This is a genomic window from Bradyrhizobium sp. (assembly GCF_030654605.1).
Lineage (GTDB): Bacteria > Pseudomonadota > Alphaproteobacteria > Rhizobiales > Xanthobacteraceae > Bradyrhizobium.
Window position 1 is genome coordinate 1 of the sequence record NZ_JAURXB010000108.1, and the last position, 14,831, is coordinate 14,831.

Annotated in this window: 17 protein-coding genes; 6 read left to right on the forward strand and 11 right to left on the reverse strand. The window is 63.3% G+C overall.

The window, feature by feature from the left end; translation table 11 throughout:
• The 3 genes from Q7U29_RS10665 to folE all read right to left on the reverse strand — a co-directional run.
• On the reverse strand, window positions 1–150 hold a 150-nt coding region (locus tag Q7U29_RS10665), incomplete at its 3' end, for an Lrp/AsnC family transcriptional regulator (RefSeq protein WP_304741206.1).
• An 11-nt stretch (window positions 151–161) separates the two neighbouring features.
• Window positions 162–587 (reverse strand): phosphoribosyl-AMP cyclohydrolase, encoded by a 426-nt coding sequence (gene hisI / locus Q7U29_RS10670; protein WP_304741154.1) that lies wholly within the window; start codon window positions 585–587, stop codon window positions 162–164.
• A 29-nt stretch (window positions 588–616) separates the two neighbouring features.
• Complete coding sequence (folE, locus tag Q7U29_RS10675) at window positions 617–1,327, reverse strand: GTP cyclohydrolase I FolE (RefSeq protein ID WP_304741156.1); 711 nt, start codon at window positions 1,325–1,327, stop codon at window positions 617–619.
• 254 nt (window positions 1,328–1,581) lie between these two features.
• Here folE and Q7U29_RS10680 point away from each other — a divergent pair, with 254 nt between their 5' ends.
• On the forward strand, window positions 1,582–2,031 hold the full coding sequence (locus tag Q7U29_RS10680) for an iron-sulfur cluster assembly scaffold protein (protein ID WP_304741158.1): 450 nt from the start codon (window positions 1,582–1,584) through the stop codon (window positions 2,029–2,031).
• 46 nt (window positions 2,032–2,077) lie between these two features.
• Here Q7U29_RS10680 and Q7U29_RS10685 read toward each other — a convergent pair whose 3' ends face one another.
• The gene (locus Q7U29_RS10685) at window positions 2,078–2,482 is read right to left on the reverse strand and encodes a helix-turn-helix domain-containing protein (RefSeq protein ID WP_304741160.1); all 405 of its coding nucleotides are present in this window, start codon (window positions 2,480–2,482) and stop codon (window positions 2,078–2,080) included.
• A 312-nt stretch (window positions 2,483–2,794) separates the two neighbouring features.
• Here Q7U29_RS10685 and Q7U29_RS10690 point away from each other — a divergent pair, with 312 nt between their 5' ends.
• Together Q7U29_RS10690 and Q7U29_RS10695 are read left to right on the forward strand one after the other, a co-directional pair.
• On the forward strand, window positions 2,795–3,373 hold the full coding sequence (locus Q7U29_RS10690) for a GNAT family N-acetyltransferase (RefSeq protein ID WP_304741162.1): 579 nt from the start codon (window positions 2,795–2,797) through the stop codon (window positions 3,371–3,373).
• A gap of 87 nt (window positions 3,374–3,460) precedes the next feature.
• Window positions 3,461–3,634 (forward strand): hypothetical protein, encoded by a 174-nt coding sequence (locus Q7U29_RS10695; RefSeq protein WP_304741164.1) that lies wholly within the window; start codon window positions 3,461–3,463, stop codon window positions 3,632–3,634.
• On the opposite strand, the gene Q7U29_RS10700 is transcribed toward Q7U29_RS10695, so the two are convergent.
• Both Q7U29_RS10700 and Q7U29_RS10705 read right to left on the reverse strand, forming a co-directional pair.
• Window positions 3,594–4,637, reverse strand: a complete 1,044-nt coding sequence (locus Q7U29_RS10700) for a LysR family transcriptional regulator (protein ID WP_304741166.1) — start codon at window positions 4,635–4,637, stop codon at window positions 3,594–3,596. The genes Q7U29_RS10695 and Q7U29_RS10700 overlap by 41 nt on opposite strands.
• A gap of 206 nt (window positions 4,638–4,843) precedes the next feature.
• On the reverse strand, window positions 4,844–5,764 hold the full coding sequence (locus tag Q7U29_RS10705; protein ID WP_304741168.1) for a hypothetical protein: 921 nt from the start codon (window positions 5,762–5,764) through the stop codon (window positions 4,844–4,846).
• Window positions 5,765–6,018: 254 nt separating this feature from the next.
• Here Q7U29_RS10705 and yidD point away from each other — a divergent pair, with 254 nt between their 5' ends.
• A complete protein-coding gene (gene yidD, locus Q7U29_RS10710) occupies window positions 6,019–6,351 on the forward strand; it encodes a membrane protein insertion efficiency factor YidD (RefSeq protein ID WP_304741170.1) in 333 nt (110 codons plus the stop codon).
• A gap of 12 nt (window positions 6,352–6,363) precedes the next feature.
• Here yidD and Q7U29_RS10715 read toward each other — a convergent pair whose 3' ends face one another.
• Window positions 6,364–7,584, reverse strand: coding sequence for a hypothetical protein (locus tag Q7U29_RS10715; RefSeq protein WP_304741171.1), 1,221 nt, complete (start codon window positions 7,582–7,584; stop codon window positions 6,364–6,366).
• A 2-nt stretch (window positions 7,585–7,586) separates the two neighbouring features.
• On the reverse strand, window positions 7,587–8,954 hold the full coding sequence (locus tag Q7U29_RS10720; RefSeq protein ID WP_304741208.1) for an APC family permease: 1,368 nt from the start codon (window positions 8,952–8,954) through the stop codon (window positions 7,587–7,589).
• Window positions 8,955–9,262: 308 nt separating this feature from the next.
• Here Q7U29_RS10720 and Q7U29_RS10725 point away from each other — a divergent pair, with 308 nt between their 5' ends.
• Both Q7U29_RS10725 and Q7U29_RS10730 read left to right on the forward strand, forming a co-directional pair.
• A complete protein-coding gene (locus tag Q7U29_RS10725) occupies window positions 9,263–10,585 on the forward strand; it encodes an alpha/beta hydrolase (protein WP_370691731.1) in 1,323 nt (440 codons plus the stop codon).
• Between the two features lie 204 nt (window positions 10,586–10,789).
• A complete protein-coding gene (locus Q7U29_RS10730; protein WP_304741174.1) occupies window positions 10,790–11,059 on the forward strand; it encodes a hypothetical protein in 270 nt (89 codons plus the stop codon).
• A gap of 15 nt (window positions 11,060–11,074) precedes the next feature.
• Here the strand turns inward: Q7U29_RS10730 and Q7U29_RS10735 are convergent, their stop codons facing one another.
• The 3 genes from Q7U29_RS10735 to Q7U29_RS10745 form a co-directional block, all read right to left on the reverse strand.
• Entirely contained in the window at window positions 11,075–11,434 is a 360-nt protein-coding gene (locus tag Q7U29_RS10735) for a hypothetical protein (RefSeq protein WP_304741176.1), read from the reverse strand.
• Between the two features lie 161 nt (window positions 11,435–11,595).
• Window positions 11,596–13,428 carry a caspase family protein gene (locus Q7U29_RS10740; RefSeq protein WP_304741178.1) on the reverse strand — a complete coding sequence of 611 codons (1,833 nt, stop codon included), beginning with the start codon at window positions 13,426–13,428 and terminating at the stop codon, window positions 11,596–11,598.
• 147 nt (window positions 13,429–13,575) lie between these two features.
• Window positions 13,576–14,763: an MFS transporter gene (locus tag Q7U29_RS10745; protein ID WP_304741180.1), complete on the reverse strand. Its 1,188-nt coding sequence runs from the start codon at window positions 14,761–14,763 to the stop codon at window positions 13,576–13,578.
• Window positions 14,764–14,831: the final 68 nt, after the last annotated feature.

Below are 14,831 nucleotides of genomic sequence, written 5' to 3' on the forward strand. Positions count from 1 at the left end.
GATGACGCCCTGCCGCATCAGCCGCTTCAGCCGGTCGTTCAGCGTCGAGGTCGCGACCCCGATCGCCTTGCCGAGTTCGGCAAGCGGCAGGCGGTCGTTCTCCTGCAGCGAGGTCAGCAGTTTTCGGTCGATGTCGTCGAACTGGCTCATCGGGGGCGGTCCTACCGATAGACTTTGGCGGGATCGAACAGCTTGTCCGCATCCACGAACGACAATCGCGCTCCGCCATCGCCTGGTGTAACGGCGCGGTAGAAGCACGAGCGACGGCCGGTGTGGCAGGCCGCACCTGTCTGCTCGACCCGGATCCAGATCGCGTCCTGGTCGCAGTCCAGGCGCATCTCGACCACGCGCTGGGTGTGACCGGAGCTTTCACCCTTTCGCCACAGCGACTGGCGCGAGCGGCTGAAGTACCAGGCTTCGCCGCTGGCGATGGTCCTGCGCAGGGCCTCGTCGTTCATGTGCGCGACCATCAGCACCTCGCCGCTGCCGGCGTCGGTGGCGACGCAGGTGACGAGGCCTGACGCGTCGAATTTGGGCTGAAACTTCAGCCCTTCCTCGATGTCGTTGCTGTCTGCGGATGTGGACACGGGCCGTCCTCGCGATGATCAGGCGAGGGTCAGCGCTGCGGCCCTCGCACCATGGACATGAAACGCGCCTGCTCCGCCGGATTATCGCGGAACATGCCGGTAAAGCGGCTGGTGAACGTCATCGCGCCATGCTTGGCGACGCCCCGCACCGACATGCAGGTATGCTCCGCCTCGATCACCACTGCAACGCCGCGCGGCTTCAAAACTTCATCGATCGCAGCCGCGATCTGGGCGGTCAGATGCTCCTGGGTCTGCAGGCGGCGCGCGAAGATATCGGTCAGGCGCGCCAGCTTCGACAGCCCCACCACCCGCTCGACCGGGGTATAGGCGATATGTGCCCTGCCGTAGAACGGCATCATGTGGTGCTCGCATTGCGAGGTGAATTCGATGTCGCGGATCAGCACGAAGTCGTCATAGCCCGCGGTCTCGCCGAAGGTGCGGTCGAGCACCTCCGCCGGGCACTGGTGATAGCCCTGATAGAGCTCGTCATAGGCTTCGACCACCCGGCGCGGGGTATCGATCAGGCCCTCGCGGCCGGTGTTTTCGCCGATATAGCCCAGCAGGGTTTTCACCGCCGCCTCGGCTTCGGCGCGCGACGGACGCGGCTGGTCGGCGCGGACGGCGGCGGCGAGAAATTCGGCGGGATCGAGTTCGGCAGGACGCACTTCGGGGCTCTTGACGTCGGAAGGCTTGATATCAGAAGGCTTGCCGGGGCGGAGGGATTTGATCAAAGCGTCCATGTCAACTCCGTTCGACCGGTCATCAAGACCGGAGTGTCACCGGGCAGACGGGGCGGTTGGCCGCCGGGCGCCTGAATCCCACTATATTAACACCACCGCCGCTGAACAGGCTTCCATTTCGGACACCGGGGATGCATCGGCCGGACTGTATTTCCGCCGTCCGTGACCATATATAGGACCCCAGCGTGCTGTCGCCAAGGGCGCTCAGGAGCGGTCAAGGACGGTCGCCGCGCGGGAAGCCGAGGCCTCGATCTATGCTGAACGACATCTACAACAAGCGGATCATCGAACTCGCGGGCAATATTCCCCGTATCGGCCGCCTTCCCGACCCCGACGCCAGCGCCACGGCCCATTCCAAGCTGTGCGGCTCCACCGTCAAGATCGACCTCAAAATGGACGGGCCTGTCGTCACCGACTTTGCCCATGACGTGAAGGCCTGTGCGCTTGGCCAGGCCTCATCCTCGATCATGGCGCAGCACGTGGTCGGCTCTACCGCGGGCGAACTGCGCGAACTGCGCGAGACCGTGCGCAGGATGCTGAAGGAAAACGGCGGCCCCCCGCAAGGCAAGTGGGCCGATATCGCCCTGCTCGAGCCGGTGCGCGACTACAAGGCGCGGCACGCCTCGACCATGCTGACCTTCGATGCCGTGGTCGACGCCATCGGCCAGATCGAGGCCAGGGCGAAACAGCCGGCGTCGGCCTGAGCTGACAGGCCGGCGAGAACCAGTCGCCGGTCATGGCGTCGTTCCCCTATCTGGGCGTCTTCGGCGTCGCCTTTGCGATCGCATCGACCAGGTCGACGAGGGAGTGGCGGATCTTGCCATGCGCGATGCCCCCGAACGCGGTCAACAGTTTGAGTGTGTTGCGGTCAGGGATGAGCTTGACCGGAGCGGTACGCGTGCTCCCACCGGGGGACGTGACGGCATTGGCGTCGAACAGGGCGCCGACCGGGATATCGAATATCTTGGCGATCTGGGGAAGCCGCCCGGCCCCGACCCGGTTCATGCCTTTCTCATATTTCTGGATCTGCTGGAACGAGACACCGAGCCGGCGGCCGAGGTCGCCTTGCGACATGCCTACGATCAGTCGATGAGCGCGTATGGATTCTCCGATCTGGATGTCCGCGGAATTCGGCCGCCGCCCTTTTTTCTTCATTTCTGAATGTTGCTACCTTCGGGAGATGACTCACGTAATGCAATTCTAGATATGTTATCTCCGAGTTCGTTCTGCTGTTTTGTAGATAGGACAATGAGGCCTGTGGTCCGGGCAATTCCCTGGCCGCGTGCATTTCGTCCCGGATTTCAGGACGATCCTGCGGTCCCGCTGCTGGATTCGCAGCAGCCTCCGGGCCAGCGCTGCCCGGCCAGTTCAACGGTGGCGTAGAACGGCGGCACGTTTTGCTCTCTTCCACAATGCCGGCCGGAGCGCTCTAGTTGGTACTACGTCTAGTAGTAAGGAGTCTGAATTATGCAGAATAACGTGCGGACCATCGCCTCCGGCCACAATCAGATTCGCGCGGAGGTCGTGACGACATACCAGCAGCTGATGCACGCCTACGCCATCCGCAGCATCTGCTTCATGGAGGAGCACGGCGTCCCAGCGCGGCACGAATTCGACGGCAACGACTACCAGGCGACCCACATGATCGTCTATGCCGGTGACGAACCCGTCGGTACCCTGCGCATTCGATGGTTCAAGGACTTTGCCAAGCTTGAGCGCACGGCCTTTCGCGAGGCCTATCGCAACACCCATGTCCTGAAAGCGTTTGCGGATTTCGTGTTCGACCACGTCGCGCGCAAGGGGTACGACAAGGTCATCACCCACGCGCAGCCAAAATATGCGCGGCTGTGGCGAATCATCCTCGGATTCAAGAAGGCCGAAGGCAAGGCGCCGGTCTACTTCGACGGTCACCCGGAGCCGTACATCGAACTCGTCAGGGAACTCACCCCGCCGCTCAATGCAATCTCCGCAAGCACGGACGCTGCCATTCTGTTCCGAACCGAGGGCTTCTGGGATGCGCCGTCCGAATACGAAGCGGTCGCATAATCAGCTCGAGTATCGGCTTGAGAATATCGTCCGCAACCACAAACCCACGAAAACACGAGCAAGACCGTGGAATTCTCCCGAACCTACATGAAGCAGGTGGTCGCGATCCACCAGGCGATGTTTGAAAAGCTCCTGTTCGACGAGGATGCGTCCGTGAGCCTGGACCTGGCCGAACTGTTCCACGACGCCGCCAAGACCTACCTGCAAATTTCAGAACGGATCAACGAGACGTATCTGTCCCATCATTCCCTTCAAGATTGAACATTTTCCTGAATCCCGCGTCGTACGCGCTCGGCGGATTGTTCAATCTGAACTCGTCACCGAACCACGGATTGTTGCTGCCCAAGACCTCGCTCAGCCAGTCGAATACGAGACGAACCGGCCGGGTGTTCAAGCGGTCGGTTAGCGCGATCAGGTAAAGAGGAACCGAAATCCTCAAGTCGATTTCCAGCGGTACAAAGCACGGCTCCACGAGCGTGTAGCTGCCAAGCATCCCTATTCCCTGCCCCGCCTTGACCAGCATGCCGTAGGCGAAGGAATTGTCGCAGTAATGCACGATGCGTCCGCGCGCCACGGCCTGCTGCCAACCGTCCCACAGCCCGGTTCTGGCGAGATAATATTCCGATTGCAGGAAGAGATGCTGTTCCAGGTTGTTGCGCGTCGGCAGGCCATGCTTCCTGATGTAATCCTTTGAGACAACCGGAATGAAATGAAGCTGCCCGAGCCTTCGAAACCGGATGTCGGAAGACTCAGCCGGGCTGATGCCGATCATCATGTCAGTCTGGTTTTCCCGCAGGCTCATGATGTTGATCGGGTTCTTCAGATGCAGTTGGATTTTTGGATACTGCGCGGAAAATTGCCCGAGAGCCGGCGCGGCAAATAGCGCGTTCAACCCGTCCGTGATGCTGACGCTCACGGTGCCTTCCGCCTCGCTCGTCTCTGCCTTCAGGTCGCGGGTGATCGAATAGAGCGTGTGATCCAGCCGACACAGCGCCTGCGCGAGAGCCTCGCCGCTCCGGGTGAGTGTGATCCCGCGCGCCGTCGAAATGAAAAGCTGCGAGCCGACCACGTCCTGCAGCCGCTTGACCTGACGGCTCACCCTCGGCTGGCTGGTGTTGGTGAGTTCGGCGGCGCGGTTGAACGACTTGGTCTTGGCGACCGCGAGAAAGACGCGCAGTTCGCCCCAGAACTGGCCGCTCAGGAGATTCTCGTCGTCGAGCGGGCTCCCGTTGAATGCCTGCTGTTCTTCGTCGAATGCTTCCATGGTTTTCACAGCCAGTAGAGGGGGCAACCATCTACAGCTTAACCGTGTTCCCGGGCCGGAGTCCACGACCGGACGGGCTCCGCGAACGGGATATACTTAATCCGCGAATTCGCAGCCGACCGAAAGTGCTGCGGCGTGCTGGATCATACTCGCTGGAGCTTGCCGTCGGACTCGCCGGGGTCCCCGCGGCGGATGATGCCCCGCCGCTACTGCGCCGGAGCCGCCACTGCTACCCCGCCGGTCGGCACGGTCGCTTCCGCCGTCTTGGTCGACTTGGACGGCGCAGCCAGCGTCTGCGGCTTTTCGGCGCTGACGGTTTCGCTCGCAAAACGATCCTGCACCGGCTTGACCGTCACCTCGGCCACCGGCGTTGCGCGCGTGTCCGGAAGCAGCACCTCGGCAACCGCGTCGGTCGTGACCAGATTGGTCAGCCGCAATTCGTCCCGGGACAATTCGTGCAGTTCATCCCACGGCGGCACGCTCAGCGCCAGCGACAGCAGATCGCCGGTTCCGCCCATATCGAAGGTGTACTTGGCGAGACGGCCGATATCGCGCTCCACGATCATCAGGTCCTGCGCGGTGTAGCTGGCGGCCCTGGCGTCGTCGGCGCGGTCGCCCATCCAGATCTGGTGCACTCTGACATGGGCGCTGTCTGGCACGTAACGTGTCTTGCCGGACAGCAGCAGGAACACGCACATCGACTCGCAATAGGCTTCCGGCACGACGCTGCCGCGATCGCCCTGCCCGGTCCGGATCCGGACGCTGGTGCCGACGGTCGTCAGCGCCCCGAGCGCGCGCCAGCGCCGTCCGAGCGCGATGGAATCATTGACCGAGCCGCCGCTGGAATCGAGCACGATGGTGGCGCCGGCGAGCTGGCGGCCGCGTGCGAATTCGTCGAAAGCCTTCGGGCTGTCCGCGGTGACGATGCCGACCGCGCTGACCCAGCCGCGGCAATTCGGCTCGCAGGCGACCCAGCTGAACTTCATCGGCTGCTTGCGTTCTTCGAGGCTGACGCCGGCATGTGCCCGTCCGCCATTCCCGGCCATGATGGCAGGCAATGCGACGCAAAGCGCGGCGGCGCAGACGAGCGCCCAGCCGCCTGTTCGGAGCGACCTCACGAGCCTCAATTTGGTTCCTTCCCCCAATGCCCACTGTCGGACGGCGGTAACGGCCCCACTTCAACGCCAATGATTCCGTCACACTGGCGTTGTGAAAAAGTTAACCGCGCGTCACAAAAGCGTCTATTAACATTTGCTGCGTCGCCACGGAATAGGTGCGGTATTTTGCCCGGTGTGACTCAATTGCATATCCGTAGCTTTCCGGGCCCGGTTCCCTGCAAAGGAACCGTGCAAACAACAGCTCATCGATGAGCCAATCGCCCATGAAGCATTCAGTGGATTGTTCGGCCTGTGCGGGAACCCTGCAACGCCTGCCACGCCAGTTCGGCCGGGCACTGATCTGGATCTACCGGCATACGCTGTCGCCGCTGGTCGGCTACAACTGCCGCCATCTGCCGACCTGCTCGGTATATGGCGACGAGGCGATCGGGCGTTTCGGGCTGTGGGCCGGCGGCTGGATGACGCTGGCGCGGCTGCTGCGCTGCCAGCCCTGGGGCACGTCTGGGATCGATAACGTGCCGGCGACGGCGCCACCGGGCGCGCGCTGGTATCTGCCGTGGCGGTTCGGGCGCTGGCGCGGCGTCAATGCGCCTTAAGGACACTTCGCATTAGCGCCCGAACCATCGGAAACCGCGCTGCGGCTCGCCGACGTCCCGCGGCGGACGCGGCGCTCGCCTGGCGCGCGGCGGCGGCGGTGGCGGTTCGGCCGATGGCATGGCGTCGGCGCTGCCCGAACCGTCCGAGGGCAGCTTGACCGACAGCAGCAGGTTGGATTCATGCGTGCGCCAGCGATAGCCGATGCCGAAATCGATCGGCTGGCTGCGCCTGAACAACTCGGCGTAGGCCGGCTGCTCCCGGCCGGGGAATTCCCCGATCGGGCCGAGATAGCGGCCAAACGGAAAAAACCGCCATTGCTTCCGATTGTAATAGGCGAGCGGCACGCCGGAATCGTCCTGAATGATGGTGGCTGAGTTGGCGAGGATGAAGTCGCGAACGGTGGTGAAGTTGCCGGAATGCAGGAGATAGGACGCGCTCTTGAGCAGGCTGTTGCCAGGCGCCAGCGTGGCGCAGAATTTCAGAAAGCCCGTGACCCTGACGCCGCTGTTCGACAGATCGGTCGAGAAATAATACAGCGTCTTCTCCGCGCCATCGCTGCCGGCGAATAGAATGCGGACGCCGCGCGTCGCGTTCGGTCCCGGGTTCTCGTTGGCGAAATACGCAGCTCCCTTGTCGTCGAGCGCGATCGGACTGACGTCGCGAATGGTCTTTCCCGATCGCGCCAGGAAGACATAGAGGATCGGCAAGGTGCCCGAGAGCTTGCCGGCCTGCAGATCGGTCTTCATCTGCTTGGTGATGAAGAAGCTGAAGCTCAGGATGGAGCCGAGCGACCGCTCGACACTGTGGAGCGCGGCCCCGACGCCGCCCGGCGGCAATCGCGTGAGGTCAGGAACCGAGCCGACCGGCTCGAGTGCGCTCAGCACATAGGTCGAAGCCTTGGAATAGAACGCGTCCGCATAAAGGAAGTCCGGACCGCTGAACATGTAGAACATGGTCGGCCGCGGCGCCGCCAGATTGGCCTCGGTCCAGTTGCGGATCTTCGAAAGCTGGCGCTGCTCGAGCTGCCCGAACGCATTATCGAAGAATTTGGCGTGCCGCTGCCACGAAGGCTCCCTGGTCAAGGCCGTCAGCGGTGAATCGGCCGAAGGGGCCATGCCCGCGAGGAAACGCGCGGTGTCATCGGCGGTCACGGTATCGGCGGCGCGCACCGGCAGCGCTGGGGCGAGGAACATGACGGCAGCCAGCGCCGCGATTTTCACGGGCTGCAGCATCGCTATTCGCGGTTCGGGGACGCGGCGCCGCGACCGGCCCGCTTGCGGAAAACGGCGTAAATCACCAGGCCCGAAATCATGATCAAGACACCCAGGGCCGACTGCACCGGCCGTTCCGTCAAAAGATAGTACATCATGAAGCCGGTCACGAGCAGGAAAACCACAGGGGTGACCGGGTATCCCCAGGCCCGGTAGGGCCGCGGCAAATCGGGCCGGGTGATGCGCAGCTTGATGACGCCAAGCACGGTGAAGAACGAGCAGAACAGCAGGCTGAACTGGATGAAGTCGAGTACGGCCTCGAAACTGCGGGTGAACAGCATCAGGCTGGCGATCGCGAGCTGGAACAGGATGGCCCAGGCCGGCGCGCCCTGGGTCGATTTGCGCGCGAATATCCGCAACGAGGGAATGTCCTCGCCCATGGTCATCATGACGCGCGGACCGATCCACATCATCGCGCTGATCGAGGATATCAGTCCGATGCAGATCATGGCGCCGACGATGCGGCCGCCGAATTCGCCGAAAATGTGGGTGCCGGAGATGCGGGCGACATCGAGTTGCCCTGCCAGTTCGGCTGATGGCGCGGTGTGCAGGAATACCGCGTTCAGCGCGACATACAGCACGAGCACGATCAACGTGCCCGCCAGCATCGCGCGCGGCAGGTTCTGCTCGGGGTTGCGCATCTCGCCGATGATGTAGGTCGCGGCGTTCCAGCCCGAGAACGAATACATCACGAACACGAGGCCGATCGCGAACGGCGCGCTGGCGATATGGGCGAAATCGGAAACCGAGGGGGTGAACGTGACCGGTTGCGGCGTGCCGATGGCAAATCCCGCCACCAGGAACGCGATGATCAGTACGACTTTCAGGATGGTCGCGATCAGCTGGAAGGTGCTGGAGTGTTTGACGCCGCCGAGTTGCACCAGCGACACCAGCCAGACCACGCCGACGGCAAGCGCCAGCGGCGGGGCGTCCGGCAGCACTGACTTGCCGTATTCGCCGAACGCCATCGCGGCCAGCGCCACGGGGGCCGCGAAACCGATTGTGGCCGAGACCCAGCCCGCGACAAATCCGAAGGCCGGATGGTAGGCCCGGGTCAGGAAATTGTATTCACCGCTCGAGCGTGGAAACATTGCGCCGAGCTCGCTGTAGGCGAACACCCCGCACAGCGCCACGACGCCACCGACCGCCCACAGCAGCAGGATCGAAAAGCCCGACGGGATGTCCTTGACCTGAAAGCCGAGGCTGGTGAAGACCCCGACGCCGACCATGTCGGCCACCACGATGGCGGTCGCCACGAGAACCGAAACGCTTGAACCGCCAGCGGGCAGCCGGCCAGGCAATGCCGCGCTTCCCGTCTCTGATGCCGCCATATCGGTCCACGCCCTTGGCCCAGCCGCCTTTGATTTCTTCATCGTGCAGGCTGCTTCCCGCCAATTCAAGCAGTGTTAACAATGATTTAAATCAGGGTCGAATTTGGTATTTTAATACCTATTGCGGCTCCCGCGCGCCTTCCGCGGTCCGCGACATTGCGCAAAGAAGATGGCCGCCCCACAATCGCGACACGATTTCGTGTTCTCTGGGGCTTCCGGGAGTGGGGAATTCTCCCCGGAAGCTTAACGTCACCTCAACGCGAGCTGGCATACGCCAAAGACAGGCGGATATTGGGGCAAGTGGGTGGATGGTCGGGGCGGATCCGAAACAGCATGATCGCGCAAGTCAGGTGATTTCGCCTGATGCGTCGCAGTATCTGCAGGCCCCCGCTCCGCGTCACCGCGCCGGCTCGCAGCGATGGCGCTGGATCGCCCTCCTCTTTGCCTTCGTGCCGCTGTCATTCGTGCTGGTTCAGTGCGGCAAGGCGCCGAGCGCCGGCATGCTCGCGGCCAATGCCCATACCCATACTCATGCCTCGGCGGCGGATACGTTCGAAGACCGCTTTCCGGCGCCGACGTTCCGGGATCGCTTCCCGGAGACCAGCGAGAGCCTGGCGTCGCGGCAACCGCCCGCCGTACCGCGCGAACGCAGCGTAAAGGCCGAGCCCGCGCCCTATCGCGTGGCGTCGCTGGCGCCCACGGTGCCCTATGAGCGTCCGGCCCGGGAAGAGCAGACCATGCTGGTCGGGCTGAAATCCTCGGCCTTTCCCTATCTCGGCAACAATCCGCGCACCGACGAGCCTTTCCTGAACATTTCCAAGGGCGAGCGTCGTGGCCATCGCAGCTACGGCGGCCGGGTCTACTGGCAGGACGAAACCTACAACGACAACCGCGTGCTGATGCATGTGCCGGAGAAATTCGACGCGAAAAAACCCGGCGTCATCGTGGTGTTCTTCCACGGCAACGGCGCGACGCTGGAGCGCGACGTGCGCGACCGCCAGCTGGTGCCGCAGCAGATTTCGGACTCCGGCGTCAACGCAGTGTTGCTGGCGCCACAGCTTGCGGTCGACGCCGCCGATTCCAGCGCCGGCAAGTTCTGGCAGCCCGGCGGCCTCAAACGTTTTGTCGCGGAGTCGGCCGATCATCTCGCCAAGCTCTACGGTGACCCCCGCTCGGCCAAGACCTTCGCCAACATGCCCGTCATCATCGTCGGTTACAGTGGCGGCTTCATGCCGGCGGCCTGGAGCCTGGAGGTCGGCGGCCTCGGCAATCGCGTGCGCGGCGTGTTCCTGCTCGACGCGGTGTACGGCGAACTGGACAAATTTGCATCCTGGATCGTCAACAACCGGACCGGCTTCTTTGTCAGCGCCTATACCCGCTCCACGAGGCGGCACGAAAAGGAACTGATCGCGATGCTGAAGGAAAAGGACATCGCGATATCGGAGGATATGGACGGGCCGCTGCGACCCGGCAGCGTGGTGTTCCTCGAGACGCCCGAGGGCGTGACGCATCGCGATTACGTCACCCGCGCCTGGACCGACCATCCGGTCAAGGACGTGCTGGTCAGGATGGCGGCAACCCCCGCGCTGACGCGGGTGGCGGCAAGCACGCCATCATCCGCGGGGCGCTGACGCCCTCGCGTCACCACCCGCTGCTGCTCAAAATGTGATGTTGATGGCCGCGTCATTCCCGGTGCGCGGGATTGTCCTGCACGAGCCACCACCATAGGGTGCCGCCATGATACGGGTGATTTGGCGTGTGATTTGTGGGGATACGAATTGCGTGAAGGCCTTTATAAAGTTGAATTTCATACCGTTCATGGCACAGGCAACGGCGTGGTTTACGCCACCGGCGGCAAGCTGCGCGGCGGCAATTCCGGCTTTGCCTTCACCGGCAATTTCATCCGCCGCGGCGAGGAAATCCACGTCAAGATCTCGACCTTGCGGCACAATCCCGACCCCGGCTTCAAGCCGCTGTTCGGGACCGACATGATCACGCTCGCGCTGAAGGGCACCGAGCACGGTGACATGGTCGACTTCGAAGGCAGCGCGCTGCAACTGCCCGGCGTCGCCTTCAAGGCGATCCTGACGTGGATCGGCGACTAAAACTACCGGTTCGAGTTACTTCGGCGGCTTGGGAAGCTTCTCCGCGAAACTGTTGAAGCATTTCAGCCGGCCGTCTTCCTCCTTGAAGGCGGGGCAATCGGTGACGGCCTTTGGGGCGGGCACCCTTGCCTTCGGCTTGGGCGGGAAGATGGCATCGTAGCAATTCAGCCGCTCTTTGGTTTCATCGTCGATTTCGAGACACGCCTGCATTCTCACCGCAATCGATTGCGGCTTTGCCTTCGGCTCCTTCGGAGCTGCGGCCTCCTTCGGCTTGATCTGGACCAGCGGCTTGCCGCCGACCGTCGGCGGCGGTTTGTCTTGCGCAAAAGCAGCGGACGAACCAAGGATCAAAGCCAGCGCCAATACTTTTCTCATGTCACTTCACCCCTTAGCCCTGACGACATAGGCAACGCATAGTTTCGATGTCCAGACTGGTATCGGAAAAACCGCCGTTGGCAAAATATCCTTTGGCAAAATTCCTTGGGATTTTCCTTGGGATTTTCCTTGGGATTGAGGCTTATTGGCGAACATTTCCCTCACTTGTTCACAAAGAAAAAGTCCTCGCGCCCGGGCAACGAGCCATAGGTGTACGGCTCCTGCCGCCCGGCCGTGGCCTCCATCACGTCGTCGCGGACCAGGCGGAACAGCTTGTTGATCTCGACCCCCGGGGTTGCGATCCGCTGCACCACGGCGACCGCGAAGGGTGAATTTTCACCCTCGCCATCGAGCGCGGTCTGGCCGTGCTTGGCGGCATAGACCACCAGCGAGGCGCCCTGCACTTTCAGCTCGCCAAGGCCCTTGCCGAGCGACCTCGTTCTCGTGCTGCGGGTGCCATCGTTCGATGGGGTGGCCGCAACCGCAACCGGCGCGGGCGGCGCCGCTGCCGCGGCATTTGCAAACGGGTTGTCGCGACAGGCGTCGAGCACGACGAGCTTCAGCTTCTTCGCCCCGTCGATCGCCGCCATCACCTGATCCAGCGGCATGGCTTCGAACAGCACATCGCGGTCAGTGGCGAGTTTGGCGTCCACCGGGATCAGATAATTGACGCCGTTCACCTCGATGCCATGCCCCGCATAATACACCACCGCCCAGTCCGCTCTGTCGGCAGCGGCGGCGAAGGTGCGCAGCGCCTCGACCATCTTGTCGCGCGACACGTCGACGGCCAGCGTGACGTCGTCAAAGCCGACCGCGCGCAGGGCTGCCGACATTTTTTGCGCGTCGCGGCGTGGATTGTCGAGAACGGCAACCGATTTGTAGGCGGAGTTGCCGATGATCAGCGCGGCACGACGGCCCTGCTTGGCGGCGGTCGCCTTTGCCACCGCGGGCGCCACCACGGGGGCGGCGACCGCAAGCGTCGGCACCGAGGTCGTGGACGATGCCCTGACGGGCAAGGGAACGATCTTCGGCTGCGGCGCACCGGAGTTAAGGGCTGCCAGCCGCGCTTCCGCGGTTTCGCGGGCTGACTTGGAAATATCGCCGCGGCCGGAATTTTCGCTGACCGACAGCGCGGTGCGGAATTCGGATTTGGCACGTTCGAAATCGCCCAGGCGTTCGAACGTCAGGCCGAGGCCCGTGTAAGCGGGCGCAAAATCGGACTCGAAACGAAGCGCCTGGTTGAAATTCGAGAGCGCGCTGTCGTAGTTGCCCATATAGCGCAGCGTCTCGCCGCGCAGCGTCAGGCCAAGGGCAACGCCGGGCCCGCCGGCATATAGCTCGATGGCGCGATCCTGATCCTGCAGCGCCCGTTCCAGATTGCCGGTGAGCCGCCAGGCGTCGCCGCGATTGGCGTAGTATTTTGGATTCTTCGGCGCCAGCTTGATCGCGACGCTGAAATCGGCCGCCGACTTTTCGTACTCGCCCATCGTCTTCAGGATCAGCGCCCGGTTGTTGTAGGCCGATGCCCGGTAGGGATCGTTGTTGATCAGCGCGATCGACCGGTTGATGTCGGCCAGCGCCGCGGCGTAATCGCCCTTGTCGCGGTTCAGATTGGCGCGCTGGTTATAGACGGCGGGGTCGCGCGGCAGAATCGCGGCGGCCTCGTTCAACACGGCAATGCCGCGGTCGAAATCGCCTCTGCAATTCTGCCAGTAATACGAGATCCACAGATGCACGTCGTAATAGGCCGAACTCTTTTTCGACGGCGAGACATCCCTGGCCCGGTTCAAGTCCTCGATCGCGAGGTCGCATTTATTCTGATTGAGAAGGGCCTGCGCGCGATAGGACAGCGCCAGCGCAAGTTGCGCCGGCGAGCGGCTGGTATCGATTGCAAGGGTGCAGGCCGCGACCCGATCGTCCAGTTCGCTCACGCTCTTCAATGGGCCGACCTTGCAGCCGGTGGGGCGCTCCTTGGCGAAAGCTCGATCCGCCACTAGTGTAATGCTGCCAAACGCAAGCAATGCCAACGCGGCACGCGCCGCGATCTTCCGGTTCCGCACAAGAGCCCCTTCCCAATTCCCGGAGCGACAAGAGCATGCGGGAGGGAGCTTGTCACGATAGCACCTCGTGGAACTCGCACTTTACATTTGCGGCTTCGGCGCATCCTTCGGCCCGGTCAGCATCAGCGTCGCCAGCGCCAGCGCGACAAAGCCCGCCGCCACATAGCCGGAACCGTAGAGCCATCCACCCGCATAGAGCACGCCGCCGATCGCCGAGCCGACGGCCTGCCCGATGTAAAGCACCGAGGTATTGAGCGACACCGAGGCCGAGGCCAGCGTCGGTGCGGCGGTGACGAGCCGCACCTGCTGCATCGAGTTGGTGGAGGCGAAGCCCAATCCCCAGATCGCGACCGAGCAGGCCATCAGCGGATAGATGCCGGCGCTGACCGCCCATCCCGATATCCCCGCCAGTATCAGGGCGGCGAACAGCAGTGAGGATTTATAGGCTCCCCAGGAATCGACGATGCGGGTGGCGATCACGATTCCGATGAAGCCGAACACGCCGTAGAGCAGGAACACCAGCCCGATCCCGTCCGCATCGGCCTGCGTCAGCCTGGTCAGCAGCGGCCCCATGAAGGTGAACACCACGAACTGGCCGGACATTTGCAGCGCCGTGATCAGCAGCAGCAATAGGATCAGCCGGTTACGCCCGACATCGGCCCACGTCTTGAGATCCACCGGCGTGCCGGTCAACCCGCGCGGCAGGCGCCACGCCAGCAGCATGAAACTGATGCAGCCGATCGCGCCGATGCCGCCATACACCGCGCGCCAGCCATAGCGGCTGGCGACCAGGGCGATCAGCGGCAGGCCGATCGCCGCGGCCAGCGACCATCCGAGGAAGATATAGGCGATGGTGCTGCCGCGCTTCTCCGCCGGCACGATCAGGGCGGCAGTGCCCGCGGCCTGCGGCGTGTAGAGCGCGCCGACCGCCAGCATCACCAGGCGAATGGCGAGCAGGCTCGCATAGTCGGGCGCGAACGCCGAGGCGAGGTTGCCGAGGGCCAGGATCGCCAGCGTCGCCGTCAGCAGCGTGCGGCGTTCGATCCGGCTGGTCAGCGATGCCGCGACCGGCGAACCGACACACAGCATGATCGCGCCGAAGGTAACCAGAAGACCCGCGTCGCGGATCGAGACACCGAGCCCCACCGACAATTCGCCCAGCATGCCCGCCGGCGCCATCACCGAACAGCCGGTGACGATATTGCCGAGCATCAAGGCGGTGGGCGCGAAGCGGCGGTGGACGTGGCCGCCAGCGGACGGATTTTTCATGCAAATGCATGTAGGCCACGGGCGTCCGGAATGAAAGGACGGCGTCGAACTATCTGGCCGCGTCCGCT